General features: G+C 72.1%; 20 protein-coding genes and 1 pseudogene. 16 read left to right on the top strand and 5 right to left on the bottom strand.

The window, feature by feature from the left end; all coding sequences use genetic code 11:
- The first annotated feature begins 74 nt into the window (after positions 1 to 74).
- The 13 genes from FVE25_RS19285 to FVE25_RS19225 all read left to right on the top strand — a co-directional run bounded on the left by FVE25_RS19285 (position 75) and on the right by FVE25_RS19225 (position 18,976).
- On the top strand, positions 75 to 1,364 hold the full coding sequence (locus FVE25_RS19285; RefSeq protein ID WP_157248334.1) for an ABC transporter substrate-binding protein: 1,290 nt from the start codon (positions 75 to 77) through the stop codon (positions 1,362 to 1,364).
- Entirely contained in the window at positions 1,364 to 2,212 is an 849-nt protein-coding gene (locus tag FVE25_RS19280) for a carbohydrate ABC transporter permease (RefSeq protein WP_246267163.1), read from the top strand. The genes FVE25_RS19285 and FVE25_RS19280 overlap by 1 nt, the downstream gene beginning before the upstream one ends.
- Entirely contained in the window at positions 2,209 to 3,027 is an 819-nt protein-coding gene (locus FVE25_RS19275) for a carbohydrate ABC transporter permease (RefSeq protein ID WP_157248332.1), read from the top strand. Before FVE25_RS19280 ends, FVE25_RS19275 begins: the two co-directional genes overlap by 4 nt.
- Positions 3,024 to 4,013, top strand: a complete 990-nt coding sequence (locus tag FVE25_RS19270) for a serine hydrolase domain-containing protein (RefSeq protein WP_157248331.1) — start codon at positions 3,024 to 3,026, stop codon at positions 4,011 to 4,013. Before FVE25_RS19275 ends, FVE25_RS19270 begins: the two co-directional genes overlap by 4 nt.
- Positions 4,010 to 6,601 carry an alpha-L-rhamnosidase gene (locus tag FVE25_RS19265; protein ID WP_157248330.1) on the top strand — a complete coding sequence of 864 codons (2,592 nt, stop codon included), beginning with the start codon at positions 4,010 to 4,012 and terminating at the stop codon, positions 6,599 to 6,601. Before FVE25_RS19270 ends, FVE25_RS19265 begins: the two co-directional genes overlap by 4 nt.
- 119 nt (positions 6,602 to 6,720) lie before the next feature.
- Entirely contained in the window at positions 6,721 to 8,502 is a 1,782-nt protein-coding gene (locus FVE25_RS19260) for a Xaa-Pro dipeptidyl-peptidase (RefSeq protein WP_219825560.1), read from the top strand.
- A gap of 118 nt (positions 8,503 to 8,620) precedes the next feature.
- A complete protein-coding gene (locus FVE25_RS19255) occupies positions 8,621 to 9,979 on the top strand; it encodes a serine hydrolase domain-containing protein (protein WP_157248328.1) in 1,359 nt (452 codons plus the stop codon).
- A 125-nt stretch (positions 9,980 to 10,104) separates the two neighbouring features.
- Entirely contained in the window at positions 10,105 to 12,135 is a 2,031-nt protein-coding gene (locus tag FVE25_RS19250) for a dipeptide ABC transporter ATP-binding protein (protein ID WP_246267161.1), read from the top strand.
- Positions 12,132 to 13,082: an ABC transporter permease gene (locus FVE25_RS19245; protein WP_157248326.1), complete on the top strand. Its 951-nt coding sequence runs from the start codon at positions 12,132 to 12,134 to the stop codon at positions 13,080 to 13,082. Before FVE25_RS19250 ends, FVE25_RS19245 begins: the two co-directional genes overlap by 4 nt.
- Positions 13,079 to 13,948, top strand: a complete 870-nt coding sequence (locus FVE25_RS19240; RefSeq protein ID WP_157248325.1) for an ABC transporter permease — start codon at positions 13,079 to 13,081, stop codon at positions 13,946 to 13,948. The genes FVE25_RS19245 and FVE25_RS19240 overlap by 4 nt, the downstream gene beginning before the upstream one ends.
- A 29-nt stretch (positions 13,949 to 13,977) precedes the next feature.
- A complete protein-coding gene (locus FVE25_RS19235) occupies positions 13,978 to 15,813 on the top strand; it encodes an ABC transporter substrate-binding protein (protein WP_157248324.1) in 1,836 nt (611 codons plus the stop codon).
- Positions 15,795 to 16,928, top strand: a complete 1,134-nt coding sequence (locus FVE25_RS19230; protein ID WP_157248323.1) for an erythromycin esterase family protein — start codon at positions 15,795 to 15,797, stop codon at positions 16,926 to 16,928. Before FVE25_RS19235 ends, FVE25_RS19230 begins: the two co-directional genes overlap by 19 nt.
- Positions 16,925 to 18,976: a prolyl oligopeptidase family serine peptidase gene (locus tag FVE25_RS19225; protein WP_157248322.1), complete on the top strand. Its 2,052-nt coding sequence runs from the start codon at positions 16,925 to 16,927 to the stop codon at positions 18,974 to 18,976. Before FVE25_RS19230 ends, FVE25_RS19225 begins: the two co-directional genes overlap by 4 nt.
- Here the strand turns inward: FVE25_RS19225 and FVE25_RS19220 are convergent.
- The 3 genes from FVE25_RS19220 to FVE25_RS19210 all read right to left on the bottom strand — a co-directional run bounded on the left by FVE25_RS19220 (position 18,954) and on the right by FVE25_RS19210 (position 22,759).
- Positions 18,954 to 20,591 carry a PucR family transcriptional regulator gene (locus tag FVE25_RS19220; protein WP_157248321.1) on the bottom strand — a complete coding sequence of 546 codons (1,638 nt, stop codon included), beginning with the start codon at positions 20,589 to 20,591 and terminating at the stop codon, positions 18,954 to 18,956. The genes FVE25_RS19225 and FVE25_RS19220 overlap by 23 nt on opposite strands.
- Positions 20,592 to 20,632: 41 nt before the next feature.
- On the bottom strand, positions 20,633 to 21,784 hold the full coding sequence (locus tag FVE25_RS19215) for a M20 family metallopeptidase (RefSeq protein ID WP_181019628.1): 1,152 nt from the start codon (positions 21,782 to 21,784) through the stop codon (positions 20,633 to 20,635).
- A gap of 105 nt (positions 21,785 to 21,889) precedes the next feature.
- Positions 21,890 to 22,759 carry an NmrA family NAD(P)-binding protein gene (locus FVE25_RS19210; protein ID WP_157248320.1) on the bottom strand — a complete coding sequence of 290 codons (870 nt, stop codon included), beginning with the start codon at positions 22,757 to 22,759 and terminating at the stop codon, positions 21,890 to 21,892.
- A 113-nt stretch (positions 22,760 to 22,872) separates the two neighbouring features.
- On the opposite strand from FVE25_RS19210, the gene FVE25_RS19205 reads away from it, so the two are divergent.
- Positions 22,873 to 23,805, top strand: a complete 933-nt coding sequence (locus tag FVE25_RS19205) for an AraC family transcriptional regulator (RefSeq protein ID WP_157248319.1) — start codon at positions 22,873 to 22,875, stop codon at positions 23,803 to 23,805.
- A 58-nt stretch (positions 23,806 to 23,863) separates the two neighbouring features.
- Here FVE25_RS19205 and FVE25_RS19200 read toward each other — a convergent pair whose 3' ends face one another.
- Positions 23,864 to 25,279 carry an MFS transporter gene (locus tag FVE25_RS19200; RefSeq protein WP_246267160.1) on the bottom strand — a complete coding sequence of 472 codons (1,416 nt, stop codon included), beginning with the start codon at positions 25,277 to 25,279 and terminating at the stop codon, positions 23,864 to 23,866.
- Positions 25,280 to 25,362: 83 nt separating this feature from the next.
- Between FVE25_RS19200 and FVE25_RS19195 the strand changes: the two genes are divergently transcribed.
- A complete protein-coding gene (locus FVE25_RS19195; protein WP_219825559.1) occupies positions 25,363 to 25,827 on the top strand; it encodes a MarR family transcriptional regulator in 465 nt (154 codons plus the stop codon).
- A 27-nt stretch (positions 25,828 to 25,854) separates the two neighbouring features.
- A pseudogene (locus FVE25_RS57025) lies at positions 25,855 to 26,004 on the top strand (RNaseH domain-containing protein); the annotation flags it as partial.
- 152 nt (positions 26,005 to 26,156) lie between these two features.
- Here FVE25_RS57025 and FVE25_RS19190 read toward each other — a convergent pair.
- Positions 26,157 to 26,723 carry an RICIN domain-containing protein gene (locus FVE25_RS19190; protein WP_157248318.1) on the bottom strand — a complete coding sequence of 189 codons (567 nt, stop codon included), beginning with the start codon at positions 26,721 to 26,723 and terminating at the stop codon, positions 26,157 to 26,159.
- Between the last annotated feature and the right edge of the window lie 47 nt (positions 26,724 to 26,770).

Below are 26,770 nucleotides of genomic sequence, written 5' to 3'. Positions count from 1 at the left end.
CGGTGGATTCCTTTGTGCCCTAACAATGGAGAACGTTCTACACAATACTACCTCAAACGAACAGGAGGACGGGCGTGAGAGCACCCTCTCGTCTGCTCGGCGCGGCGACCTGCGCCGTCCTCGCCCTGTCCCTCGCCGGCTGCGGGTCGTCCGCGCCGGAGGGGACCGGTCAGGTGAAGCTGACCCTCTGGCACAACAGCGCGGACCCGGCGCCGCTGCTGGAGATGTACAAGAAGTTCGAGAAGCAGTCCGGCCACAAGATCGAGCTCGTGTCGATCCCGTCCGACGGCTTCGAGGACACCACCCAGACCAAGTGGGCCACCGGCGACCGCCCGGACATCCTGGAGTACCACGCGACGACGAGCGGCCTGCTCGCCCTCAACCCCGCCGAGAACCTGCGCGACCTGACCGGCGAGGCGTACATCGCCAGGTCCGGCGACCTCTACCAGGCGGCCGGGTCCGTCAACGGCAGGGTCTACGCCGCCATCACCGGCTTCCCCCAGGTCTTCGGCCTCTACTACAACAAGAAGGTCTTCACCGCGGCCGGGCTGACCCCGCCCACGACCTTCGCCGACCTCGCCGCCGCCTGCCCCAAGCTCAAGGCCGCCGGGGTCACGCCGGTCTTCGAGTCGGGCGGGTCGATCTGGCCGGTGCAGATCCTGCCCATCCTCTACCTGGCCGGCGCCAACCAGTCCAACGCGTACGGCAAGGCCATCGCGAGCCACAGCAGCACGCTGGCCGACGCCGGCTCGCCCTTCGTCGCCGGTCTGACCGCCTACGCCAAGCTGAAGACCGACGGCTGTTTCAACAAGGACATCGTCACCGCCAAGTTCGAGGACTCCATGAAGGCCCTCGTGACCGGCAAGGCCGCCATGGTCGCCCAGCACTCCGACATGCTCCCGGCCCTCCTCGCGGCCGCGGGCGGCGACCAGAAGACCGTGGACGAGTCCGTCGGCTTCGCCGGCCTGTCGAGCGACAAGCCGCTGGTGACCTACGCGCCGGGCCCGATCGGCACGTTCTACCTGCCCAAGACCGGTGACGCGGCCCGCGAGAAGGCGTCGCTCGACTTCGTGCGCTTCATGACCGGCCCGGCCTACGCCGAGTACATCGCCGCGTCCAAGACCTTCCCCGTGCTCAAGGACGTGCCCGGCCCGCAGGGCGTCTCCTCCGTGCTGCAGGACGTCAAGAAGGCGTACGACACCGGCGCGGTCATCGCCTTCAACTCCGACATCCCGGGCATGGGCGGCCTGGCCCAGCTCATGTCCGAGCTGATCGCCGGGCAGAAGGATCCGCAGAAGGCGGCGACCCAGCTCCAGGGCCAGGTCGAGCAGGCGGCCAAGGCGGCAGGGCTGCCCGGATGGTGATGCGGAGCAGGGCGGCCTGGCTGCCGTGGGCCCTGCCCGCGATCGTGCTGGTCACGGTCTTCTTCGTCGCCCCGTTCCTGCTCAACGTCCGGTTCGCGTTCTCCTCCTGGACGAGTTTCCGTGCCGAGATCGCCTGGAACGGGCTGGACAACTTCCGCACGCTGATCGATCAGGACCTGCTGGCCAACGCGGTCACCGTGACCGTGGTGTACGCGATCCTGTGCATGGCGATCCAGAACACGGTCAGCCTCTCGCTGGCGCTGGCCCTCCAGCGGACCAGCCGGATCAACACCGTCTTCCGTTCGGCGTTCTTCCTGCCGACGCTCATCTCGCCGCTGGCCGCCGGGTACATCTGGCGCGGCCTGCTGGCCCCCGACGGAGCGGTCAACTCCTTCCTCGGCCTGGAGTGGGCGTGGCTGGGCGAGCCGGCCACCGCGCTGGTGGTGGTCGCGTTCATCGACGCGTGGAAGTGGAGCGGGCTGATCACCCTCGTCTACATCGCGGGCCTCAACTCGATCCCGAAGTCGCTGCTGGAGTCGGCGACCGTCGACGGGGCCGGGCCGTGGACCCGGTTCCGCCGGGTGGTGTTCCCGATGCTCGCCCCGGCGCTGACCTTCAACGTGGCGGTCACGCTGGTGGGCGCGCTCAGCGCGTACGACGTGATCGCCGCCACCACCGGCGGCGGGCCGGGCGATCACACGCGGGCCCTGAACGTGGTGATGCGCCAGCAGTGGGGCCAGGGCTTCTTCGGCTCGGCCAGCGCGCTGGGGTTCACCGTGACGCTGCTGGTGATCGCCACCGCCGTGCCCCTCGTGTGGTGGCTGCGGCGCAGGGAGGTGACGGGATGAGGGCCCTGGTGAAATACGCGGCGCTGACGCTGTTCGCGATCCCGTGGGTGCTCGTGCCCGTCTGGCTCGTGGTCGTCAACTCGTTCAAGCCCGCGGGCGAGGCCGCCGAGCTGGGCCTCGGCCTGCCCAGGACCTGGGCGATCGCCGAGAACTACGGCATCGTGCTCGAGCGGGGCGGCTACCTGACGGGCCTGGTCAACAGCCTCAAGGTGACCGTGCCGATCGTGGTGGCCGTGGTGTTCCTCGGCGCGGCGGCGGCGTGGGCGTTCGGGCGCAGCCGGTCGCGGTGGCTGCAGGCGGCCTACTTCGTGATGGGGCTGTCGATCCTGCTGCCGCCGTCGATCATTCCGACCGTCTACCTGCTGCGCAGCCTGTCGCTGGACGGCGGCTCGCTCGGCTACGTGCTGACCATGACCGGCTGCCGCCTGGGCGTCGTGATCTTCCTGGCGACCGGGTTCGTCCGGGCGTTCCCCCGCGACCTGGAGGACGCCGCGGCCATCGACGGCGCCTCCCGCCCGCAGGTCTTCGTCCGCGTCCTGCTGCCTTTGCTGCGCCCGGTGCTGTTCGTCGGCGGCGTGATCCTGATCATCAACGTCTGGAACGACTTCTTCCTCGCCCTCTTCCTGCTCCAGGGCAGCGCGAACGCCACGCTGCCGCTGAGCCTGTTCCAGTTCGCCTCCGGCACTTTGCAGAGCCTGAACTGGAATCTCGTCTTCGCCCACGTCCTGCTCACCACGCTGCCCCTGGTGGCGGTGTACGTCGTCGCGCAGAAGCGCGTCCTGGCCGGTCTTACGGAAGGTGCACTCAAGGGATGACCACTCATGACATCGCGCTCGACTGGGTCAGGCGCGAGATCAAGGAGGGGCGGCTGCCGTGCGCGGTGTTCGGCGCCGCCACCTCCGATGGGATCCAGGTGCTGGAGGCGTTCGGCGCGCACGACGGCCGCGAGACCCGGGCAGACGACCACTTCGCGCTGTTCTCGGTGACCAAGCCGCTGGTGGGGCTGGCCGCCCTGCGCCAGGTCGAGCGCGGGCTGCTGTCGCTGCGCCGCCCGCTGCGGGAGGTGCTGCCGGGCTTCGCGCGGCCCGACGTGACGCTCTGGCACCTGCTCACCCACACCAGCGGCATCGCCGAGCAGACGCTCACGCCCGACAGTCTGCTGGAGCACCTCCTCACGGCGCCGTCGATGTTCGAGGCGGGCACGCTCAGCCAGTACTCCAACCTGGCCTTCGCCGGGATCGCGGAGATGGTCCGCGACGTCACGGGCCGCGATCTCGCGGACGTGATCGACGCCGACCTGAACGCGCTGGTGCCGGGCGGCGGGCGGATCACCTTCGATCCGGCGTGCGACGCGGCCGAGGTCCACGGCCTCGACCTGCTCGGTCCCGGTTTCGACTTCGAGAAGTTCGTACGGCTCCGCCACCCGGCGGGGGCGTTGTTCTCCCGCGCCGAGGACCTCCTGGCGCTGGGCGGGGCGCTGCTGCGCGGCGACCGGCGGCTGATCCACCCGACCACCCTGGCCGCCATGACGACCCCGCAGACGACGGGCCTGGTCAAGCTGCAGCCCGACCCGGTCAACGCCGGGCAGGACTGGGGCCTCACCTGGAACCTGCGCCACTCGGCTCCCGGGCTGCTCGAGCGCCGGCTGTACGGGCACGGCGGCGCCTCGGGCTGCCAGTGGTGGATGTACCCGGAGCAGGACGCGTGCTTCGTGCTGCTGATCAACGTGATGGCGCCGAGCCTGTCCGGTGTCGACGTCGACGGCCTGCACAACGCCTTCACCACCGGGCTCGATGCGTGAACCAGAACTCGGGGATTCAGGTCTCGGGCGCGCAGACGCCCTACATCCGTACGGCTCCGCCGCGTGCGCGGGCGGGTCTGACGTGCGGTCTGGTGGATCCGGTCGGCGTGAAGGAGCCCCGGCTCTCGTGGGACACCCGGCTGCCCGAGGCGGCCACCGTCACCGTGTCGGCCGGCGAGCGTGAGGTGTGGCGCTCGGTCCTGCCCGCCGGGTCGTATCTCGTGGACGTGCCCGATGGACTGCTGGATCCGCTCATGCCGTACACGTGGAGGGTCGAAGGGCACGCGGCCGGCGCGTTCACCACGGGCCTGCGGGGCGCGTGGGAGGCCCCGTGGCTGGCCGGGGATCCGCGGGCGGCGGTGAGCCTGCGCGGATCGTTCGCCTGGCAGCCCGGGCGCGCCTGGCTGGCCGTCACGGCGCTGGGCGTCTACCGGGCGCTGCTCAACGGGGTACGGCTGGGCGAGGAGGAGCTGGCCCCCGGCTGGACCGACTACGGCCACCGTACGCGCTATCGGCTGCTGGAGCTCACGGAGCTGCTCGCACCCGGCGAGAACGAGCTGGAGCTGTGGCTCGCCCCCGGCTGGTACGCGGGTCACGTCGCCGGCGGCGGCCCGCGCCGCTACGGCGACCGGCCCGCCGCCAGCGCCCAGGTGCTCGTGCGGGACGGCGACGGGGTCCGCCGCGTGCTGGCCACGGACGCGGCCTGGACCCGGCGGGACCTCGGCCGCCCGCGCGCCGACCTGGTGATGGGCGAGACCGTCCAGGCTCCTTCTGGGCAAGTCGAAGCCGCGTCGGAGATCCCGGTTCCGGAGATCCTGGTGGAGGCCGATCCCGCTCCGCCGGTGCGGGTGATCGGCACGGTGCCCGCCGTGTCCGTGACCGAGCCCGCGCCGGGCGTCCAGGTGGCCGACTTCGGGCGGAACGTCGTCGGGCGCGTACGGCTGCGCGTCGAGGCATCGGGCCCGGTCCGGATCGTGGTGCGGCACGGCGAGGAGCTGACCGCGACCGGCCGGCTCTACACCGGCAATCTGCGCACCGCGGACCAGCGTGACGAGTTCGTCCTCGGTCCCGGCTCGCACGTCGTGGAGCCGGCGTTCACCCTGCACGGGTTCCGCTACGCGGAGGTCACCGGCTGGCCGGGCGCGCTGACGCCGGACGACCTGGAGGCGGTGCTGCTGTCCTCCGCGCTCACGGTCACGGGTTCGCTGACCGTGAGCGATCCCGCCGTGCGGCAGCTCGTCGCCAACATCGGCGCGTCTGCGGACGGCAACCTGGTGAGCGTGCCGACCGACTGCCCGCAGCGCGACGAACGGGCCGGCTGGACGGCCGACATCTCGGTGTTCGGCTCGACGCTCAGCTTCCTGCGGCACACGCAGGCGTTCCTGTCCGGCTGGGTGACGACGCTGATCGACGGCCAGCGGGCCGACGGCGCGGTCCCGCACGTCGCGCCGGTCCTGCCCGAGTACGGATACGACTCCCCCGTGTGGTCCGACGCGCTGGTCGAGGTGCCGTGGCTGCTGTGGCGGCGCTACGGCGACGACCGCACGCTGCGCCGCGCGTACGGCCCGATGCGGCGATGGGCCGACTACTGCCTGGCCCAGGCCGAGGGCGGCGTCAGACCGGGCAGGGCCCTGGGCGACTGGCTGGCCCCCGGCACTGTCGAGACGCCCAAGAGCCTCATCGCCACCGCCGCCCTCGCGCGCAGCCTCCGCCTGGTCGCGCACGTGGCCGACGTGCTCGGCGAACCGCACGCTCCGGAGTACGGCGAAGCCTTCACCCACGTGTCGGGCGCCTTCCAGCGGGCCTTCCTGAGTGGCCCGAGGCTGCACACCGAGACGCAGACCGGCTACGCCGTCGCCCTCGCCTGGGACCTGGTCCCGCCGGAGGACCGGGCCGCGGCCGCGCAGGCGCTGGCCGACCTGGTCCGCGCCGCCGGGCACCGCCTCATGACGGGCTTCGTCGGCACCCCGCTGCTGCTGCCCGTCCTGTCGGAGACCGGCCACCACGACCTGGCCTGCCGGATCTTCAACCAGGAGGGTTACCCGTCCTGGCGCTACCAGCTCCGCGCCGGGGCGACGACCATGTGGGAGCGCTGGGATTCCTGGCACCATCGGCACGGCCTGCAGACTCCGGCCATGAACTCCTTCAACCACTACGCCTACGGCTGCGTGGGCGATTGGCTGTTCCGGCACGTGGCGGGCCTGGGCGACGACCCGCGCGGGACGGGCGGCGGCTTCGGTGAACTGCTGCTGCGCCCCGGCCCCGTCCCGTTGCTGCGCGAGGCGCACGCCCGCTACGACAGCGCGTCGGGAACGGTCGAGTCGGGCTGGCGGGCGGGCCCCGGCGGCATCCAGTTCACGTTCGCCGTGCCGGAAGGGGTGAGCGCCCGCGCGGTGCTGCCCGTGCGCGGCGCGTGGGACGGGATGACCGTCAACGGCACCTTCCTCATGGGCCTCAGCGAGCAGTTGCCGGCCACCAGGCTGGCCGACGGCGGCTGCGCCCTGAGCCTGCCTCCGGGCCGCTGGTCCTTCACGGCCCCGGCGGCGGCCACGGCCCACCTCCTCCAGGAGTGGGACGACCTGGGCTGATCCTCGGTGCCACCATGGAGCCTTGATACGACACCTTAATGGTGTCACGATGGCTCCAACCTAGGAGGCAGCCTGTGAAACGACCAGCGTTAGTGGCGGTATGCCTGACGATCGGCCTGGTGGCGACCGCGTCACCGGCCCACCCGGCGGCGGGCCCGGCCGTCGGCATCCGGAACGGGGTCACCCAGCCGGTCTTCTCCTACGCCGAGGCGATCCGTGAGTTCGCCATGGTGCAGTCCCCCGTGGACAGCGACGGCGACGGCAGGAAGGACCTGATCAGAGCGGACATCGTCCGGCCGAAGGAAACGGGCGACGGGTTACGGGTGCCGGTGATCCTGCATGCGAGCCCCTACTTCGACACCGGGCTGGGCTGGCAACGGGAGACGAAGTCGTACGACCAGAGCGGGAACGCCACCAAGATCCCGCTTTTTCTGGACAACTACTTCGTCCCACGCGGCTATGCGGTCGTGTCGGTCGACATGACCGGCACGGCGAAGTCCGGCGGCTGCCCGACCGGAGGCGGCGCCAGCGACGTGCTGGGCGCGAAGGCGGTCGTCGACTGGCTCAACGGCCGCGCCCCCGCCTACGACGAGAGCGGCGAGCCGGTCCGGGCGGCGTCCTGGACGACCGGCCGCACCGGGATGATCGGCATGTCCTACGACGGGCTCCTGGCCACGGGAGTCGCCGGCACCGGGGTACCCGGCCTGGCCACGGTGGTGCCGATCGCGCAGGGCAGTTCCGTGTACGAGATGTCGCGGGCCGGCGGCACGATTTCCTGGATCAGGGACGGGCTGGCGCAGATCTCCGCCATGATCGACAAGGACCCGCCGGAGAAATGCGCGCAGGTGCGCAAACAGCTGACCGAGGGGGTGGACGACGAAACCGGCAACTACAACGCCTTCTGGCACGAGCGCAACTACCGCTCCGGTCCGGTGGCCGACGTCCGCAACGTGCGGGCCAGCGTCCTCGCGGTAATGGGGGTGAACGACCTGAACGTGAAGCCCAGCCAGCTCTCGCTGTGGTGGGACGGCCTCGCCAAGCGCGGCGTGCCGCGCAAGTTGTGGCTGACGCAGTACGGCCACACCGACCCGTTCGACTTCCGGCGCGAGCAGTGGGTCAGCACCCTGCACCGGTGGTTCGACCATGAGCTGCAGGGCATCGACAACGGCATCCTGCGGCAGCCGCGGGTGGACGTGCAACTCGGGCCGGATCGCTGGATCACCCAGCCGGACTGGCCGGCCCCGGCGGCCAGGACTCTGACGCTGCGGCCGGGCGGCGACGGCTCGCTCGGGACCCGCCCGTCGCAGGGACGCGGCTCGTACACCGACGCCCTCTTGCCCGAGGCAGATCTGATCGCCGACCCGGGCGCGGCCAGGCCGTACCGGCTCGCCTACCTCGCTCCCGCGCTGAAGCAGGACCTCCGGCTGTCCGGAACACCGCAGGTGAGCCTGAAACTCAGCGCGGACCGGCCGGCCGCCAACGTGTCCGCGCTGCTGGTGGACTACGGCCGGGACACCCGCGTCAATCCCGCCTACGGCATCAGGCGGGCGCCCGGCGAGGACTGCGTCGGTGAAGGCACGCCTGAGGACTCCGGCTGCTTCTGGCGGTGGGCGGACGACACCGTGACCACGGACGCGCATGTGGTCGGCCGCGGCACGCTCGACGCCCAGAACCGCACGTCGCTCAGCGCTTCCCTGCCGCTGACGCCCGGAAAGTCCTACCGGGTCACGTGGTCGCTCCAGCCGACGGACCATCTGCTCAAGGCCGGGCACCGCCTGGGGCTGATCCTCGCAGGCACGGATGCGGAGTTGGCCGCGGCGGAGACCCCCACCGGCGCGAAGGTGACGGTGGACCTCGGCGGCAGCACGATCTCGGTGCCCGTGGTCGCGACGGCACCGTAGAGCCGCATCAGCTCGTCCGGCCGGACGAACCGGCGGCCCGCCTGTGGTCGAGAAGGACGAACGCGGCCCGTTCGCCCCGGCCTAAGCTCCACCGGAAATGGAGCCAGGAGGGACGCCGGTGTCGAAGCTCAATGAGGTCGGTTCGTGGCTGCGCGGCCGGCTGCCGGATCTGCTCGCCGAGAACCGGGTGCCCGGGGCGGCGGTGGCGTTCTGCGCCGGCGACGAGGTGACCGACGTCGCGGCCGGGGTGCTGAGCACGGCCACCGGGGTCGAGGCGACGACGGGCTCGCTCTTCCAGATCGGCTCGATCACCAAGGTGCTGACCTCGACGCTGGCCATGCAGCTGGTGGACGAGGGCCGGCTCGACCTCGACGCCCCCGTGCGCGCGTACCTGCCCGGCTTCGCAGTCGCCGACGAGCGCGCGGCCGCGCGGATCACCGTGCGTCAGCTGCTGTGCCACGTCTCGGGCTTCGAGGGCGACGTCTTCACCGACACCGGCAAGGGCGACGACTGCCTCGACAAGTACGTCGGCCTCCTGGCCGAGGTGCCGCAGGTGTTCGAGCCCGGGGAGATGTTCTCCTACAACAACGCCGGCTTCGGCGTTCTGGGGCGGATCGTCGAGGTCGTCCGGGGCCGGCCGTTCGACGCCTGCATGCGGGCGCACCTGTTCGAGCCCCTGGGCCTGACACAGGTCGCGAACGACCCGTACGAGGCGATCCTTCACCGCACCGCGGTCGGGCACCTCGAGCGTGAACCCACCCCCGTCTGGGCGCTGGCCCGGTCGAACGCGCCGGCCGGGTCGATGCTGGCGATGAGCGCCCGGGACCTGCTGGCCTTCGCCCGCATGCACCTGGCCGGCGGCCTGGGGCCGGACGGCCGCGCCGTACTCCGCCCGGAGAGCGTGCGGGCCATGCGGCAGCAGCAGATCGCCCAGCCCGACCTCGACCAGGGCACCGGCTGGGGTCTCGGCTGGGAGCTCTTCCATCGCCCGGGCCGGGCGGTGTTCGGCCACGACGGCAACACCATCGGCCAGTCGGCGTTCCTGCGCGTGGTCCCGGAGTGCGACGTGGCGCTGGTGATCCTCACCAACGGAGGCTCGCCGAAGCCGGTCTTCCGCGAGCTCGCCGAGCACGTGCTCGGCGGCCTCGCGGGAGCCGGGCCGGGTGCGGCGCCGCGGCCGGACCCGGCCGCTCGCCCGCTGGACGCCGCCCGCTGCGCCGGCACCTACCTGTCGAGCACCGCGCGGACCACGGTGAGCCGGGACTCCCTGGGGCGGCTGTGGCTGGACCGCGTTCCGCTCGGCGTCACCGCCGGCCTGGGCGAGGCTCCGTACCGCACCGAGCTGGTCGCCTGGCGCGGCGACTCGGCGCTCCCGGCCGAGTCCGGCGGCGGGCCGCTCGCCTTCCTCGGCGACGACGGGCAGGGACGCGCCCTCTACCTGCACACCGGCCGGGCCGACCGGCGCGTCCCCTCCTGAAGGCCCGCCCGCCGCGATCAGTTCGTCCGGCCGGATGAACGCGGGCTTCCAGGTTCGACCGACGCGACGAACACCGCTATGGCCGCGCGTCTCACTATCGTCCAATGGATTCGGAGAGTGCTGCCTTGAGCACGGCCTATGGTGGCGAGAACGCGGATGGCGACCGGCTGCTGACCATCCGTGATCTGGCGGTTGAGATCCGGCGGAATGACCGGATCGTCCGTCCCGTCTCCGGTGTCAGCCTGACTCTCGATCGAGGCGAGACGCTGGGCATCGTCGGCGAGACCGGTTCCGGCAAGTCGATGACCGGCCTGGCGATCATGGGCATGCTGCCGCCGGGCGGCCGGGTCACCGCCGGCTCGATCGACCTGGACGGCAGGGAGCTCGTCGGACTGCCCGCCGCGCAGTACCGCGCGATCCGGGGCGACGACGTGGCGATGGTCTTCCAGGACTCGATGACCGCGCTGAACCCCACCAAGCGCATCGGCGAGCAGATCGCCGAGCCCGTGCGGCTGCACCGCGGCGCCTCGAAGCGGGCGGCCCGCGCCCGCGCCGCGGAGATGCTCGCCCTCGTGGGGCTGCCGCGGCCGGCCGAGCGGCTGGACGACTTCCCGCACCAGCTCTCCGGCGGCATGCGGCAGCGCGTGATGATCGCGATGGCGCTGGCCTGCGAGCCCCGGCTGGTCATCGCCGACGAGCCGACCACCGCGCTCGACGTCACCATCCAGGCGGAGATCCTCGAGCTCCTCGACGACCTCAGGTCCAGGCTGGGCATGGCGATGATCCTGATCACCCACGACATGGGGGTGATCGCCCGGCACGCCGACCGCGTCGGCGTGATGTACGCCGGCCGCCTGGCCGAGACCGGGCCCACGCCCGTGCTGTTCGCCCGCACACGGCACCGCTACACCCAGGCGCTGCTCTCCTCGATCCCGTCACTCACGCAGGACCGCGGCGCGGAGCTGTTCAGCATTCCCGGGGCGCCGCCGGACCTGACGGTGGCCCAGGCGGGGTGCGCCTTCGCCGCGCGCTGCGCCGCCGCGACCGAGCGGTGCCGCGAGGAGTCCCCGCCGCCCACGGCCGAGGCCGACGGCCACGTCCACGCCTGCTGGCACCCCGCCGACGGCCCGGCCGCCAGAGCGGGCATACGGCTGAGCGTGCCCGCGCCCGCCGCCAAGGAGCCGCGCCTGCGCGTGGTCGGCCTCCGGCGCGAGTATCCGGCGGGCGGCGGGCGGCCGTTCGGGCGCCGTCGCACCGTCAAGGCCGTCTCCGGCGTGAGCTTCGAGGTGGCGGCCGGGGAGACGTTCGGGCTCGTCGGCGAATCCGGCTGCGGCAAGTCCTCCCTCGGCCGCATGCTCGTCGCCCTCGACCGCCCGGACTCCGGCGAGGTGATCTTCGACGGCACGCCGCTCACCCGCACGCCGGGGCCCCGCCGTACCCAGCTCCAGATGATGTTCCAGGACTCCAACGCCTCCCTCGACCCGCGCATGCGCGTCGGCACGATCCTGCGCGAGCCCCTGGCCATCCAGGGGATCGGCACCCGCGCCCAGCGCACCGCCCGCGCCCGCGAGCTCCTGGGGGACGTCGGCCTGCCGGCGAACGTGCTGGAGCGCTACCCCTACGAGCTGTCCGGCGGGCAGCGGCAACGCGTGGGCCTGGCCCGCGCGCTCGCCCTGGACCCGAAGGTGCTGGTCGCCGACGAGCCGGTCAGCGCCCTGGACGTCTCGATCCGCTCGCAGGTGCTCAACCTGATGCGCCGCATCCAGCTCGAACGCGGGCTCAGCAGCGTGGTGATCTCGCACGACCTCGCGGTGGTGCGGTACCTCGCCGACCGCGTCGGCGTCATGTACCTGGGCAAACTCGTCGAGGCCGGCACCACGGAGGAGGTGTACGGCGCCGCCGCGCACCCCTACACCGCAGGGTTGCTGGCCGCGATCCCGGCGGCCGGCCCCGAGGCGCCGCGCGTGCCCGCGTCCGCGAGGGTGCGCGGCGAGCTGCCGAGTCCCATCGACCCGCCCAGCGGCTGCCGGTTCCGCACCCGGTGCGCCCTGGCGAGCGAGGTGTGCGCCCAGAAGGAGCCCCCTTTGACGCTCGTCACCGGCACCCACCACGTCGCCTGCCACCACCCCCTGCGCCGAGAGGAGTCGCGCTCATGACCTGGTACGTGCTCCGCCGGCTGGCGGTCTCCCTCCTCGTCCTGCTCGGTATCTCCGCGGTCGTCTTCCTCATGCTGCACCTGGTGTCGGACAGCCCGGGACGCGTCGTCCTCGGGCAGCGCGCCGCGCCGGAGGCCGTGGCCGCCTTCAACCGGGCGCACGGCTTCGACCGCCCGGTCGTCGTGCAGTACGTCAGCTATCTCGGTCAGTTGCTCCAGGGCGACCTCGGCCGGTCGTACAAGCTGAACGAGGACGTGGGCACGCTGCTGGCCAGGAACGCCGGCCGCAGCGCGATGCTGTCGCTGGCCGGGCTGGTGCTGGCGCTGGTGGTCGCGGTGCCGCTCGGCATTCTGCAGGCGGTCCGGCGCAACAGCGTCGTCGACCGGGCCGCCACCGCGGCGTCGTACGTGCTCTACGCGACGCCGTCGTTCCTGCTCGGGCTGCTGCTGATCGCCGTGTTCAGCCAGGCGATCCCGATCTTCCCGGCGGAGGCGTCGCAGTCGCACTCGCCGTGGGTCGTCTTCACCGATCCGCGGGCGATGGCGCTGCCGGTCATCACACTCGCCGTCACCAGCGTCGCGATCTTCGCGCAGTACCAGCGCTCCGCCGCCCTCGACCAGCTCGGCCAGGACTACATCCGGGTCGCGCGGGCCAAGGGCCTGCCGGAACGGCTGATCCTCACCCGCCACCTGCTGCGCAACGCCTGCCTGCCGCTCATCATGCTGGTCGGCACCCTCGTCCCCACCCTGCTGGCCGGCAACCTGATCGTCGAGTCGCTCTTCAACTATCCGGGCCTGGGCCTGCTGTTCCTCAACAGCCTGCAGCGCGAGGACTACCCGGTGCTCCTGGCCTACACCCTCATCGGCGGCGTGCTGACCGTGGCCGGCAACTTCATCGCCGACGTCACGGTGGCCGCCGCCGACCGCAGAATCGAGCTGAGCGCATGACCGTCGAACCAGGCGTGACCTCACCCGAGACCTCGATCCGCTCGGTGCTGCGCGGGCTGCGCCGGCACCCGCTCGGCCTGGCCGGCGGGCTGCTCCTGCTGCTCATCGCCGGATTCTGCTTCCTCGGGCCGCTGTTCTACCCGACCAACCAGACCGACGTGGACCTGGTCAACGCCGCTCTGCCGCCCGGCCCCGGATACCCGCTCGGAACCGACACCAACGGCTTCGACGTCCTCGGCCGGCTCATGGCGGGCGGCCGGGTGTCGCTGCAGATCGGGCTGCTGGCGGCGGTGTTCGCCACCACGATCGGCACCGTCTACGGTGCCGTGGCGGGGCTGGCCGGAGGCGCGGTCGACGGGTTCATGATGCGGCTGGTCGACGTCATGCTGTCGATCCCGTTCCTGCTCTTCGTGCTGATCCTGTCGGCCCGCTTCCACGCCGACGCGCTGGCGCTGAGCCTCGTCATCGGCGGGTTCTCCTGGCTCGTGTCCGCCCGGCTGGTGCGCGGCGAGGTGCTGACCCTGCGGGTGAGGGAGTTCGTGCTGGCCGCCAAGCTGATGGGCGCCTCCCGCCGGCGGGTCATCCTCACCCACCTGATCCCGAACGCGCTCGGCGTCATCATCGTCAACATCACCTTCCAGGTCGCCGACGCCGTCCTGGTCGTCGCCGCCCTGGGCTTCCTGGGCTTCGGCCTGGCCCACCCCACCGCCGACTGGGGCAGCCAGCTCGCCAGCGGTGTCACCTTCATCTCCGCCGACTACTGGTGGCTGATCTATCCGGTCGGCGGCTGCATCGTCCTCACCGTGCTGGCGCTCAACCTGCTCGCCGACGCGCTCCGCGACGCCGTCGGCCGGCGGGCCGGCTGAACACCCCCACACCTCACCAGGAGCCATCCATGAGACACCTCCTCACGGCACTCGTCGCCGGCCTCGCCGTACTCGCAACGGCGTGCAGCGGCGGCGGGGGCACGCGGACCATCGCCGGCAGCTACACCGCCAAGCCCACGCAGACCGGCACACCCAAGGACGGCGGGACCGCCACGGTCGCGCTGACCCCCGGGCTCAGCCCCAACTACATCTACCCCTACCCGCCGGCGGCCGCCAACGGCACCGTCATCGCCCGCGGCCAGCTCTGGCGCTCCCTCTACCGGCCCAGCGGCGAGGGCGACCAGATAGCCGACGCCGAGCTGAGCCTCGCCGAGCCACCCGTCTACAGCCCCGACCGCAAGACCGTGACCATCAAGATGAAGGACTACAAGTGGTCCAACGGCAAGCCGGTCACCGCCGATGACGTCGTCTTCTCCCTGGCCCTGCTCAAGGCCGCGCTCAAGGAGAGCCCGGCCAACTGGAGCTTCTACACCCCCGGGCAGTTCCCCGACGGGGTGAGCGCCGAGGCCGCCGCGCCCGGCACGCTCACGCTCGAGCTGGAGACCGCGTACAACCCGTCCTACCTGCTGTCCATGCTGACGCTGCTGTACGTCCTGCCCTCCACCGACTGGAGCATCGCCGCCACCGGCGGCCCGCACCTCGACTACAAGCAGCCGAAGAACGCCAAGGCGATCTACAAGTACCTCACCAAGCAGTCGGAGTCACAGGCCACCTTCGCGGAAAACCCGCTCTGGCGCGTCGTCAACGGCCCCTACCTGCTCAAGAGCTTCGACCCGACGACCGGCTCGTTCTCCCTGGAGCGCAACAAGTCCTACAGCGGACCGGGCGAATCGCGGCTGGACCAGATCGACTTCAAGGCATTCACCTCCGCCGCCGCCGTGCTCAACCAGTTCAAGGCCGGCAACCTGACCGTCGGCACGCTGGACTCCAGCTTCGCCAACCAGATCGACGCGTTGAAGGCCCAGGGCTACAACGTGTACGGCGCGCCCGCCCCCGCCCGGCTGGACGCGCTCGTCATCAACTTCGCGAACACCGTCGGCAACTTCGACAAGGTCATCGCGCAGCCGTACGTCCGCCAGGCCCTGCAGCGCCTGATCGACCAGCAGGGCTACATCGCCAGCCGCGGCATCCACAACGGCGCCGCCTCCCCCAACTACAGCACCGCGGGCGCCGGATCCCCCTACCCGCCCGCCTTCGGCGACCAGCCGCCCTACCCCTACGACGCGGCCGCCGCCGAGAAGCTGCTCACCGGCAACGGCTGGAAGGTGACGCCGCACGGCGCCACCACCTGCGAGCGTCCCGGCACCGGCCCCGGCCAGTGCGGCGCGGACATTCCGAAGGGCCAGACGATCAGCTTCACCCTGGCCTCCGCCAGCTCCCCCGCCTTCGTCGGCGCGCGTGACGTCGCCTTCGCCTCGGCGGCCAAGAAGCTCGGCATCGAGGTCAAGATCGTGACCAAGTCGCTCAATTACATGTACGCCAACTACGGCAACAGCTTCGCCCCCGCCACCAAGAACGAGTGGGCGATGCAGGACTACGGCCCCCTCTACCTGGCCGCCGGCTACCCGAGCAGCAACACGGTGTTCAACACCGAGGGCAGCTTCAACCTGGGCAGCTACAAGAGCGCCGAGGCGGACAAGCTGATCAGCGCCTCGACCTTCGGGACGGACGAGACATCGCTGTCGGCCGAGGTGACCAGCCTCGCCCGGGACCTGCCGGTGCTCTTCATGCCGACCCCGCACACGCTGGTGGTGTGGAAGAACACCCTGTCGGGCCCGCAGTCGTCGTTCAACGCCCTGATCAGCTTCCTCTACACGCCGGAACAATGGTACTTCCACAGCTAGCGCGCGACCTGGCCGGTGACGCCAGGGTGGTGGCCCTCGGCGAGGGCGCGCACAACATCACGGAGTTCTACGAGCTCAAGGACGAGCTGTTCCGCCTGCTCGTCGAGGAGCACGGGTTCACCGCCTTCGTGATGGAGTCGGGCTTCGCCGAGGGGCTGTCCGTCAACGCGTGGATCCACGGCGGGCCGGGCGAGGTCGGGGACGTCGCCCGCGACGGCATCACCTACCGCTTCGGCGAGTGCGAGCCGATGCGGCGGCAGCTGACCTGGATGCGCCGGTGGAACGCCGCGAACCCGGCGAAGGTCAGCTTCTACGGCATGGACCTGCCCGGCTCCTCCACCTCGCCGGGACCGGCCGTGCGCGCCTGCCTCGACCGGCTGCCCGAGCTCCCCGGCGACGAGGAGCTCCGCCGCATCAGCGACCTGGGCGGCCGGACCGAGGCGGCGATCCGCTACCAGCGCATGCCCGCCGCGGCGCAGGCCCGGCTGCGCACGCTCCTGCGCGATCTGGTCGAGCGTACGGCGGCGCACGACGACGGCATCGTGCGCCGGTGCGGGGCCTCGATCGACGCCTTTCTCGCCGAGCTGGACGTGCCGGCGGCCGGGCCGTGCCCGCGCGAGGTGTTCATGGCCGACACCGTGCGCTGGGTCCTCGAGCGTGAGGAGCGGATCGTCGTGAGCGCGCACAACGCGCACGTCCGGCGCACGCCGCTGCACGGCCGGCCGATGCTCGGCGGCCTGCTCGGCGAGCGTCCCGTCGTCATCGGGATGACGTACGGCTCCGGCCCCGAGGTGCGCTTCACGCAACGCTCGCCACGCCCGTTCGACTGCGAGGTCACCCTGCACGAGCGCGCCCTGCCGGCGAACGCCGTCGAGTCGCGGCTGGAGCGTCTCGGCGGGCCCGTCGCCGTCGCCGACCTGCGCCACGCGCCGGCCGGCCTGTACGACGGAGTCGACGGCACCCTGGCCGCGGGCGGGCTCGACCCCGTCGACGACTTCCCCGCCGCCTACGACGCGCTCGTCCACGTCCGCCGGGTGACCCGGGTCCCCGGCGCGTTCGAGCGGCTGCGCGCGGAGTTCGACACCCAGTCCCGACAAGAGCCGGAGTCACCGTGACCGCTGCCTATCCGCCCGCCCGCACCGTGGCGGCCTTCGAGGAGGTCGCCGGCGTGCTCGTGCCCGACCCCTACCGCTGGCTGGAGGAGGAGACCCCGGAGGTGCGCGAGTGGCAGCGGCGCCAGGCCGGGCTGGCCACCGCCGCCGCCTACGCGGGCCAGGATCCGGAGGCCGTCCGCGACCTGATCCGCGCCTGCGACGCCGGCGCCCGCCCGGCCCTGCCGAAGTACGCCGCGGGCCGCTGGTTCCGCGTCGTGGCCACCGGGCCCGCCGTGGTCGTCGCGGACGAGCCCTTCGGCGCCGGGCGGACCGTCGCCGACCTGGCCGGATCCGGCGAGGGCGAGCACCCGCCCGTCGTGTCCTGGCTGGCGCCCGCGCCCGACGGCCGGGTCCTGGCGCTCGGGCTGTGCACCGACGGCAGCGAGCACAACACCATCCGGCTCGTCGACGTGGCCTCCGGGCGGCAGCTCGGCGGCGCGCCCGAGCAGGTCCTGCACAGTGCGTGGGCGGGCGGCGTCTCGTGGCTGCCGGACAGCACGGGCTTCTACTTCTTCGCGCTCACCGGCACGCCGCAGGAGTTCCGGCAGGCGGTCTTCTTCCACCGGCTCGGCGGCGGCACCGAGCGGGAGCCGATCCCGGTCGGGGCGGGCTCGCGCGAGTACACGCTGGTCCAGATGTCGGCGGACAGCCGCTGGGCCGTCGCCGCCCACCGGGTGGGCAGCCCCGTCCCGGTGGCGGTGCGCGACCTGTCCGGCCCCGATCCGGTCTGGCGGCCCTTCGTCACCGGGTGCACGGGGACCATAGCCGGGCACGTCGTCGGCGAGCGCTACATCGCGGTGACCGACGTCGGCGCCCCCCGCGGCCGCGTCGTCGCCATCCCCCTCGACGCGGCCGACCCCGGCGACCCGGCCGGATGGACCGAGCTCGTCCCGGAGGGTGACACGGTGCTGCGCTCCCTCACCCCGGCCGGGGAGCACCTCTACCTCAGCGAGTTCGACCGGACCTTCGCCAGGGTGCGCATCCTCGACCGCTCGGGAGCCGTCACCGGAGAGCTCCCCCTCCCCGGCCGGGGCGCGCTCGCCGCACCCCACTTCCCGCTGACCGCCCTGGCCACCGGCACGCCCGCGGCCGACTTCGTCTTCGCCTTCTCCACCCTCACCAGCTCATGGGGCGTCTACCGGCACCGGCCCGGCGAGAGGGAACCGGAGACCCTGATGGCCCCCGCGGTCGTCCTCGACGCCGTGCTGGAGGAGGAGGCGGCCCTCGCGCCGGACGGCGTGGCCGTGCCGTACCACGTGGTGCGCGGCGCCGCGGGTGCGCCGGCGCCGGTCCTGATCTCCGCGTACGGCGCGGCCAACGTGCCGCTCCTGCCGGCCTACCAGCCCGATCTGGCCGCCTTCGTCGCCGCCGGAGGCGTGCTGGTCCAGGCGTACCTGCGCGGCGGCGGCGAGTTCGGCCGCGACTGGCACCTGGCCGCGCACCGGGAGCGCAAGCACGTCCGCGACGCCGACCTCGTCGCGGTCGCCGAGCACCTCCTCGCCACCGGCCTGACCACACCCGACCGGCTCGCGCTGACCGGCGGCTCCGACGGCGGCCTCATGTGCGGGGTCGCCGTCACCCGGCGGCCCGGGCTGTGGCGCGCGGTCCTGCCGAGGGCCCCGCTGCTCGACCTCATCGGCGGCCTCCGCGACCCCTACCTCGACTTCGTCATCCGCAAGGCGTGGGCCGATCCGGACGACCCGGCCGAGGTGCGCCGGCTCCTTGGGCTCTCGCCGTACCAGCTGGTCGAGCCCGGTGTCTTCCCCGCGGTCTACCTGCAGGCCGGGGCGACCGACCCGCGGTGCCGGCCCTGGCACGCCCGCAAGTTCGCGGCGCGCCTGCAGGCGGCGCAGCTCGGGGAGGCGCCGATCCTGCTCCATGTCTTCGAGGACGCCGGTCACGGTGCGGCGACCGCCCACGACGTCGCCGTCGCGCAGGACGCCGAGTGGCTGGCGTTCCTGATCGGCACGCTCGGCCTGCCCGGCGTCAGCCGTCCGGGGCCGACCTGATCGACATCAGGCGCAGCTGCAGCATGGCCGACAGCCGCGCGCCCGGGTCGCCGAGGTCGAGCCGGCCCACCTCGGCGGCGCGGCGCAGCCGGTAGCGGAAGGTGTTGGTGTGCACGTACATCGCGGCGGAGGCGGCCGCCACGTCGCCGAAGGCGTCGAACCAGGCCCGGAGCGTCTCGAACAGGCTGCTCTGGTGCTCCCTGTCATAGGCCACGATGCGGGCGATGGCCCCGCTGGGGATGTCGCCGCGGGGAACGAGGTCGGCGAGCTCGATCAGCAGCGCGTCGACGTGCACGTCGTCCAGGCGGGCCACCTGCTGCCCGCCGATCCCCGAGCGCAGCACGCGCAGCGTGCGCTCGGCCCCCGACCGCGAGCGGGCCAGCGCCGAGCTGTCGGCGGCCGGCGGCCCGACCCCGATCAGCGGGCGCAGCCGCGAGCCGACGCGGGCCAGGAACTCGGCGGCGATCCCCACCGCGCGCTCCTCGGCGTCCTCGCGATGCTGCGGCAGGGGCAGCACGCCGAAGGCGACGTCACCGATGAGGGCCGTGGCGGCCCGGGGGTGCGCCGCCGACAGGTGCATGGCGAAGGCGTCGGCCAGCCGCCTGCGCTCGGCGGCCAGCTGGGCGGGCAGCGGCGGCTCGGCCGCCGAGCCGACGACGGTCAGCGCGAGGACGACCGCGGGCTCGTCCTTCAGCCCCAGGCGGCGGACCGCCTCCAGCGACCCGGGCCCGCTCTCCAGGGCGGTGCTCAGCAGCTCGACCCGCAGCCGCCGCTCCATGTCGGCCTCGGCGCGCTGCCACACCATGTGCATGGCGACCAGCTTGGACGCCTCGTACAGCGCCTCACCGCGCTCCTCGTCCAGCGGTTCGGGGACGACCACCCAGATCGTGCCGAGAATCTCGTCCCCGGCCCGCACCGCGATCGCCGCCCGGGGCAGCTCCGGCGGCAAGGCCGGGTCGACCGGCTCGGGCAGCGGCGCCACGAAGACCGGCCGGTCGCTGCGGTAGATCGCCTGAAACACCCCGCGCTCCTCCAGGATGCGCGTGTAGTGCCCCGGCACCTGCCGGCCCAGGATCGTCTGGACCCGCGAGTGGTCGGTCTCCTCCTGCCTGCTGGAGAAGGCCAGCAGCCGCGAGTTGCGGTCCTCGATGGTGACGGGCGCGTCGAGCAGCGCGGCGATGGCGTTGGCGACCGCGAACAGGTCGCCGGACCTGACCGTGGGCGTCTGCGGCCCGCCGCCCTCGGTGGTCAGGGGGCGCAGCATCCCCGCCAGGTGCGTCCACGAGGCGCCGCGGGCGAAGGAAAGGACCACCACGCCCGCCTCGCGCGCCGCCGCGACCAGCGCCGCGTCGGGCACGACGGGCGCGCGGACCACCAGGCCGGCGGCGCCGTGCCGGCCGAGCTTGGTCACCACTCGGGCGAGGCCGGCCGGATCGTGCAGGCCGACGCCGAACACCAGGGCGCGGCTCGGGAGCTCGGGCTCGTCGAGCGGGTCGTAGATGACGACGCCGCCCACGTCACCTGCCTGCTCGACGTCGCCGCAGACGACTTCGAGCAGGGTGGAGCCGAGCTCTTCCAGGACGCGGGCGAGGCCGGTCCGCGGGAGGCCGCTCACGTGCAGGTGGGACGGTGTTCGTACGACATGACGCAAGGATGCTATCCGCTCGGCCGGACTGGCCCCTTCCGGGCCGCATTCGGCGCGAGCAGGTCCGCGACCAGGGCCGTGAGCAGCCGCGTCCGTCCCGGCAGCGCAGAAACGACCACGTGCTCGTCGTCGGCGTGCGCCCCGCCGCCGACCGCGCCCAGCCCGTCGAGGGTCGGCGTGCCCACGCCCGCGGTGAAGTTGCCGTCGGAGGCGCCGCCCACGGCCACCGAGGTGAGCGGGCCGAGCCCGAGCTCCGCCGCGAGCCGGCGAGCCCGCTCGAACAGGCCGGCCGACGCCGCCGCGGGCAGCGGCGGCCGGTTCTGACCACCCCTGACGTCCAGGCCGGCGCCTTCGAGCGAAGGCCGCAGCCCCAGCATCGCGGTATGGACACGGACCTGCTCGGCGGCCTCCCAGACCCGGGCGTCGACCTCGAAGCACGCCGATCCGGGCACCGTGTTCACCGTCGTGCCCGCCTCCAGGCGGGTCGGCGTCACGGTCGTGCCCAGCACCGGATCGCCGAGCCCGGCCACGGTCATGACCTGGCGGGCCAGTTCCACCCCGGCGTTGACGCCGCGCTCCGGCTCCAGTCCCGCGTGCGCGGACCGTCCCCGCACCAGCACCTCGTAGCGGGAGACGCCCTTGCGCGCGGTCTTCAGCGCCCCTCCGGGCCCGGCGGCCTCCAGAACCAGCGCGGCGGCGCATCCGCGGGCCTCGTCCTCGATGAGCTCGCGTGAGGAGGGGGACCCGGGTTCCTCGTCTCCCGTGACGAGGAGGGTCACGCCGTCGCGGACGTCCAGCGCTGCCAGCGCGTGAAAGGCCATCACCAGCCCGGCCTTCATGTCGAAACACCCCGGTCCGTACAGCAGCCCGTCGCGGACGTCGAAGGGATGCGTCCGCAGCGAGCCGAGCGGCCACACCGTGTCGTGGTGCCCGAGCAGCAGCACGCGGGGCTCGCCGCCGAATCGCCAGCGCACGTGGGTACGGCCGGCCACCACCACCTGCTCCGGCTCCGCGCCCAGGAGCCGGGCGCCGACCTCGGCGACCACCTTCGCGCTGCGCCCGACCGCGGCCAGGTCCTCCGACGGGGACTCGCAGCGCACGAGCCGCTCGATGTCGGCGATCATCGCGGCGGTGGAGGCGTCTTCTTTTCCTTTTCGGGGCATCGCACCAGGATGCTGAAGCGCGGCGGGCCAGGATCTGTCCGGTCGGCCAATATCGGCGGCTCTCGTTGGGAGCGGCCGATGAAGGCCAGGTGACGGCACGACCGCCTATGAGCGGCCCGGTGCCGCCTTGACCAGATGGCGCAGCGTCTCGCCCAGCTCGGTCGGGCAGGTGACGCGCCTGTCGCCACTGGGCTGGAGGATGCCGCGCCGCTCGGCGTCGTACAGGCCGGCGAGCTCCTCGGCGAGCTGGGGCGGGACACCCTCCCGCACCATCAGGCCGGCCCATTCCGGCTGCGGGACGGTGACCACCTCCAGCGTCCTGCCGAGGACGGCGCCCAGTTCCTCCGCCACCTGCCGCTCGGTGTAGTGGTGGCCGTCCAGGCCGATGACCTCCTCGGCCGGTGCCGAGAGCGCCTCGGCGACCACCGCGCCGACGTCGCGCGTCGCGACCATCGGGATGGGCACGTCGGCCGAGTCGGCGAAGACCGGGTAGACGCCGAGCTCGCGCGCGGCGCCGAGCACGGCCTCGACCTTCTCCTGGAAGTGCGGCGGCCGGATCGCGGTCAGGGTCACGCCCGTCTCCCGCAGCCGGTTCTCCATGTGGTGGAGCCAGCGGATCGGGCCCGTGCCCTCGGCCAGTTCCGCTCCGATCGACGAGAGCATCACCACGTGCGGGACCCCGCTGTCGAGGACCGCTCCGGCGATCGAGTCGGCCAGCCGCCGATGGTCGGCGTCGGCGTCGGCCAGGGCCGGGTCGGTCGGCAGCATGACGAATGCCGCGCGGGCCCCCCGGAACGCCCCCGCCAGCGCTGCTCTGTCGCCGAAGTCGGCGACGGCGAGCTCGGCGCCCGCCCGTGACCAGGCCCCGCCCTTGGCCTCGTCGCGGACCACGGCCCGCACCGCTTCTCCCTTGGCCAGGAGTTCGCGGGCCGCCGCACCGCCGACGTGGCCTGTCACTCCGGTGATCGCGTACATCGGTGTCCTCCGGTGAGTCGTCTAGGTGAGTCACCACCCAGTGAACCCGTCCACAGGAAGACGATCCATATTCAATACGCTCGTTCGCATTTCTGTCCGTCTACGATGGCGAGGTGGATCCGCTTGCCGACCTCCTCGACGGAGTCCGTGCCCGCAGCGCGGCGTTCTGCCAGGCCATCCTCGAACCGCCGTGGTCACTGCGGATCGCCGACGAGGCCACCCTCGCCCTCGCCACCACCCTGCGCGGGCACGCCTGGATCGTGCCCGACGAGGGCGAGCCGGTGCTGATGCGCACCGGGGACGTGACCATCATCAAAGGGCCGAAGCCGTACACGATCGGCGACGACCCGGCCACCCCGCCGGAGATCGTCGTCAAACCGGGCAACCGCATGACCACCCTGGACGGCGCCGACGTCACCGACCGGCTTCGGCTCGGGCCGCGGACGACCGGATACGGCCCCGGCGGGTCGGCGATCGTGGCCAGCGGCACCTACCAGGTCGCCGGGGAGGTGAGCGAGCGGCTCCTGAACGCCCTGCCGGAGATCGTGCTCGTCCCCCGGTCGAGCGCGCAGTCCCCGATCATGGAACTGCTGGCGCAGGAGGTCAACGGCGAAGGGCCCGGCCAGCAGGTCGTCCTCGACCGGCTCCTGGACCTGGCGCTGATCGCGACCCTGCGCGCCTGGTTCGCCCGCCCCGAGGCCCACGCGCCCGGCTGGTACCAAGCACAGAGCGATCCGCTGATCGGCCCCGCGCTGCAGCTGATCCACGGCGACCCCGCCCATCCCTGGACGGTCGCCCTGCTGGCCGGCAAGGTGGGCGTTTCGCGCGCGGCGTTCGCGCGCCGCTTCGCCACGCTCGTGGGCGAGCCACCCATGGCCTACCTCACCGGCTGGCGCATGGCGCTCGCCGCCGATCTGCTGCGTTCCACCGACGCCACCATCGACGCGGTCGCCCGGCGCGTCGGCTACGCCAACCCGTTCGCGCTGAGCGTGGCCTTCAAACGGGTCCGCGGGGTGTCACCGAGCCGCCATCGCTCGGGCCGGTGAACCCGGCGAGGGTGCCCGGACGTGCTCGGCGGGGGGCGAGGCCCGGGTGGCGTAAGGCTCACCCCTGGGCCCCTCTGGCCGTGCGCGGCAGGAGCACGGCCAGCACGGCCGCCACCAGGAACGCCGCGGCGTTGTACCACAGCGTGTCCGAGGCCGCGGAGTAAAGGAGCGCGCCCGTTCCGCCGGCGGCCGCGGCGGCGAAGAGGGCGCCGACCACGGCGATGCCGATGGCCGCGCCAAGTTGCAGGACGGCGTTGAGCACTCCGGAGCCCGCACCCGCGCTGTCGGGCGGCACGTCGGCCAAGATCACATTGGTCAGGATCGACACGCACAGGCCCATGCCGAGCCCCATGCCGAGCATGGGCAGCGTGATGGTCCAGTAGGAGACGCCGGTGCCGTTGGACTCCATGAGCATGATGAGGACGACCATGCCGGCCGTCATGACCAGCAGCCCGATTATGATCAGCAACCGGCCGTGAGTCGCGGCGAAGCGCTGGGCGATCCCCGAGGTGAGGGTGATGCCGATCGGCCACCCGAGGCCCGTGAGCGCCGTGGCGATCAGCGACCAGCCCAGGCCGAGCTGGAGGCCGTAGTTGAGCACGAGGAACAACGAGGCCAGCCCGGTGAACACGATGAGCAGCAGGACCAGCCCCACCACGAACGACCGCTGCCGGAACAGGCTCGGGGGAACGAGGGGTGCGGCGGCGCGCCGCTGGGAGACGGCGAACAGGGCCAGGCCGGGCAGCGCCGCGACCATCATGACGATGCTCCAGGCGGGCCAGCCCAGCTCGCGCCCCTGGATGAGCGGGAACATCAGCGCGAAGGAGACGACGCTGACCAGGGCGATGCCGAGCAGGTCCACCCGGAGCGGGTGGGAGGAGCGTGACTCGGGCATGTGGCGGGCGGCGCCGACGAACGCGAACAAGCCGATCGGGACGTTGACGTAGAAGATCGCCCGCCAGCCCAGTCCCAGCACGTCGAACTGGGTCAGCAGGGCGCCCAGCAGCGGTCCGCTGACATTGGCCAGGCTGAGCGCCGCGCCGTACAGCGCGAACGCCCTGGCCCGCTCGGCCTCGAACATGATCACGATGACCGAGAGGACCTGAGGCACCATGAGGGCGGCCATGAGCCCCTGCACGAGCCGGGCGACGATGAGCACGACCGGGCTGCCGGCGGCGCCGCAGACGATGGAGGCGAGCGTGAACCCGGCCACGCCGATCAGGAAGATCCGCCTGCGGCCGTAGATGTCGCCAAGGCGGCCGCCGGTGATGAGGGTGAGCGCGAAGGTGAGGGAGTAGCCGGCCAGCATCCACTGGGCCGCGGCGAAGTCGGCGCCGAGGCTTTCCTGGATGCGGGGAAGCACGATGCTCACGATGGTGGCGTCGATCAGGTCCATGAAGGTGGCCGTGAGCACCACGCTCAGAACAAGCCATGGACGAGCAGGGGTGACGCGTGCCTCGGTGGGCGTGATCACAGTGTCCTCCAGATACACTGGAATTGAAACGAGATTCGAGCTTAACGATAATAGAGTGTCTCTATATTAGAGAGAATAACCCGATGACGGAACGCGCAGAAGCCGTTGTGGCTCTGTACAAGGAGAATCAGCTGGCGGCCACCCGTGCGGTCCTGTTCCACGCGGCGATGGCCGCCAGGGCGGGACTCAACGTGACCGACGTGAACTGCCTGGCGTTGCTCGACAAACAGGGGCCGATGACCGCGGGCGAGCTCGCCCACTGGATAGGACTGTCCAGAGGGGGCGCCATCACCGCGGTCATCGACCGGCTGGAGAAGGGCGGGTTCGTCCGCCGCGTTCGCGATGCGGACGATCGGCGGCAGGTCCGCGTGGAGCTTCTCCGCGACGGCGCCTATGCCGGACTACAGGAGATCCTGACGCAGTTCAGCAGGGACTACACCGCCCTGATCGAGGAGTACACCGACGCGGAGCTCGCCCTGCTCCTCGACTTCGCCCGGCGCGCGAACGAGATCACCCATCGCCAGACGTCCGAGATCAGAAACCCCTGACCCGGTCCGGCAGCGGCAGACGTATGTATGCCCCGCTCGCACTGGACGTGGCTTCAGGACGGCCGCACGGAACCGGACCGCATCCGTGACGGGCACGCACCGGCTCGCAGGCTGAACCCGGACCTGAGGCTCGTCCGCGTGAGAACCGGGCGTGACCGGGAAACGGCTCAGTGGAGGACCAGCAGTAGCCACGTCCCGACGTGTGACATGTGCGTCCGCCGCAAGGCCGGGGCCCTGTTCCGCGGACGGGCGCAGCTCGGGCCGCGGGTGATGACGACGCCGCGCCGGGGAAGGATGCCTTCCCCGGCGCGGCGCGGCACGGGCACGGGTCAGCCGAGGATCCGCTGCCAGGTCTGGAGGGCCGTTCCGTTGCCGGTCCAGATCTGGGCCTTGTTCGGATCGTCCCACCTCGGTTCCAGTGCGACGGTCTTCGCCCGCGAGTTCGAGGCGTGAACGCTCAGAATCTTCTGACTACCGTCGTTGTTGTTGATGAAGAACCACTTCTGGGAGTTGTGGTCGGAGCACGAGTACTGGTGGACTCTCGTCCCGCTTTCGGTCTTCCTGTCCGACAGGTCGACGCACTTGTCGGTCACCTTGCTGTGGATGCGGAAGGCGGCCACCGTGTCCCACCTGATGCAGAACCTGAACAGCCAGTCGTCCTCGACGCAGACCTGCTCCGAGCCCACGTTCTCGATCCGCCACTTCTGGCCGTCCGAGCCGTCGCACGGGTAGTGGCCGATCCACGCCCTGTCGTGCGTCGCGGATCCGACGAGGGTCAGGCAGTCGTTGAGCGCGACGTTGCGGAACTGGAGGTAGTCGACCGCATGGGCGGGCGCGGTGGGCCATACCGCCATGCCTCCGAGGAGGAGCGCCAGGACGGCGATGATGCGTTTCATGGCTTCCTTTCCGTTGATCGGGCTGGGGGAACGTGCCGAAGCTATGT

The organism is Nonomuraea typhae, from assembly GCF_009760925.1.
Lineage (GTDB): Bacteria > Actinomycetota > Actinomycetes > Streptosporangiales > Streptosporangiaceae > Nonomuraea > Nonomuraea typhae.
Note: the sequence above shows the minus strand (reverse complement) of the source record. Positions and strands in the feature narration are given on the sequence as shown.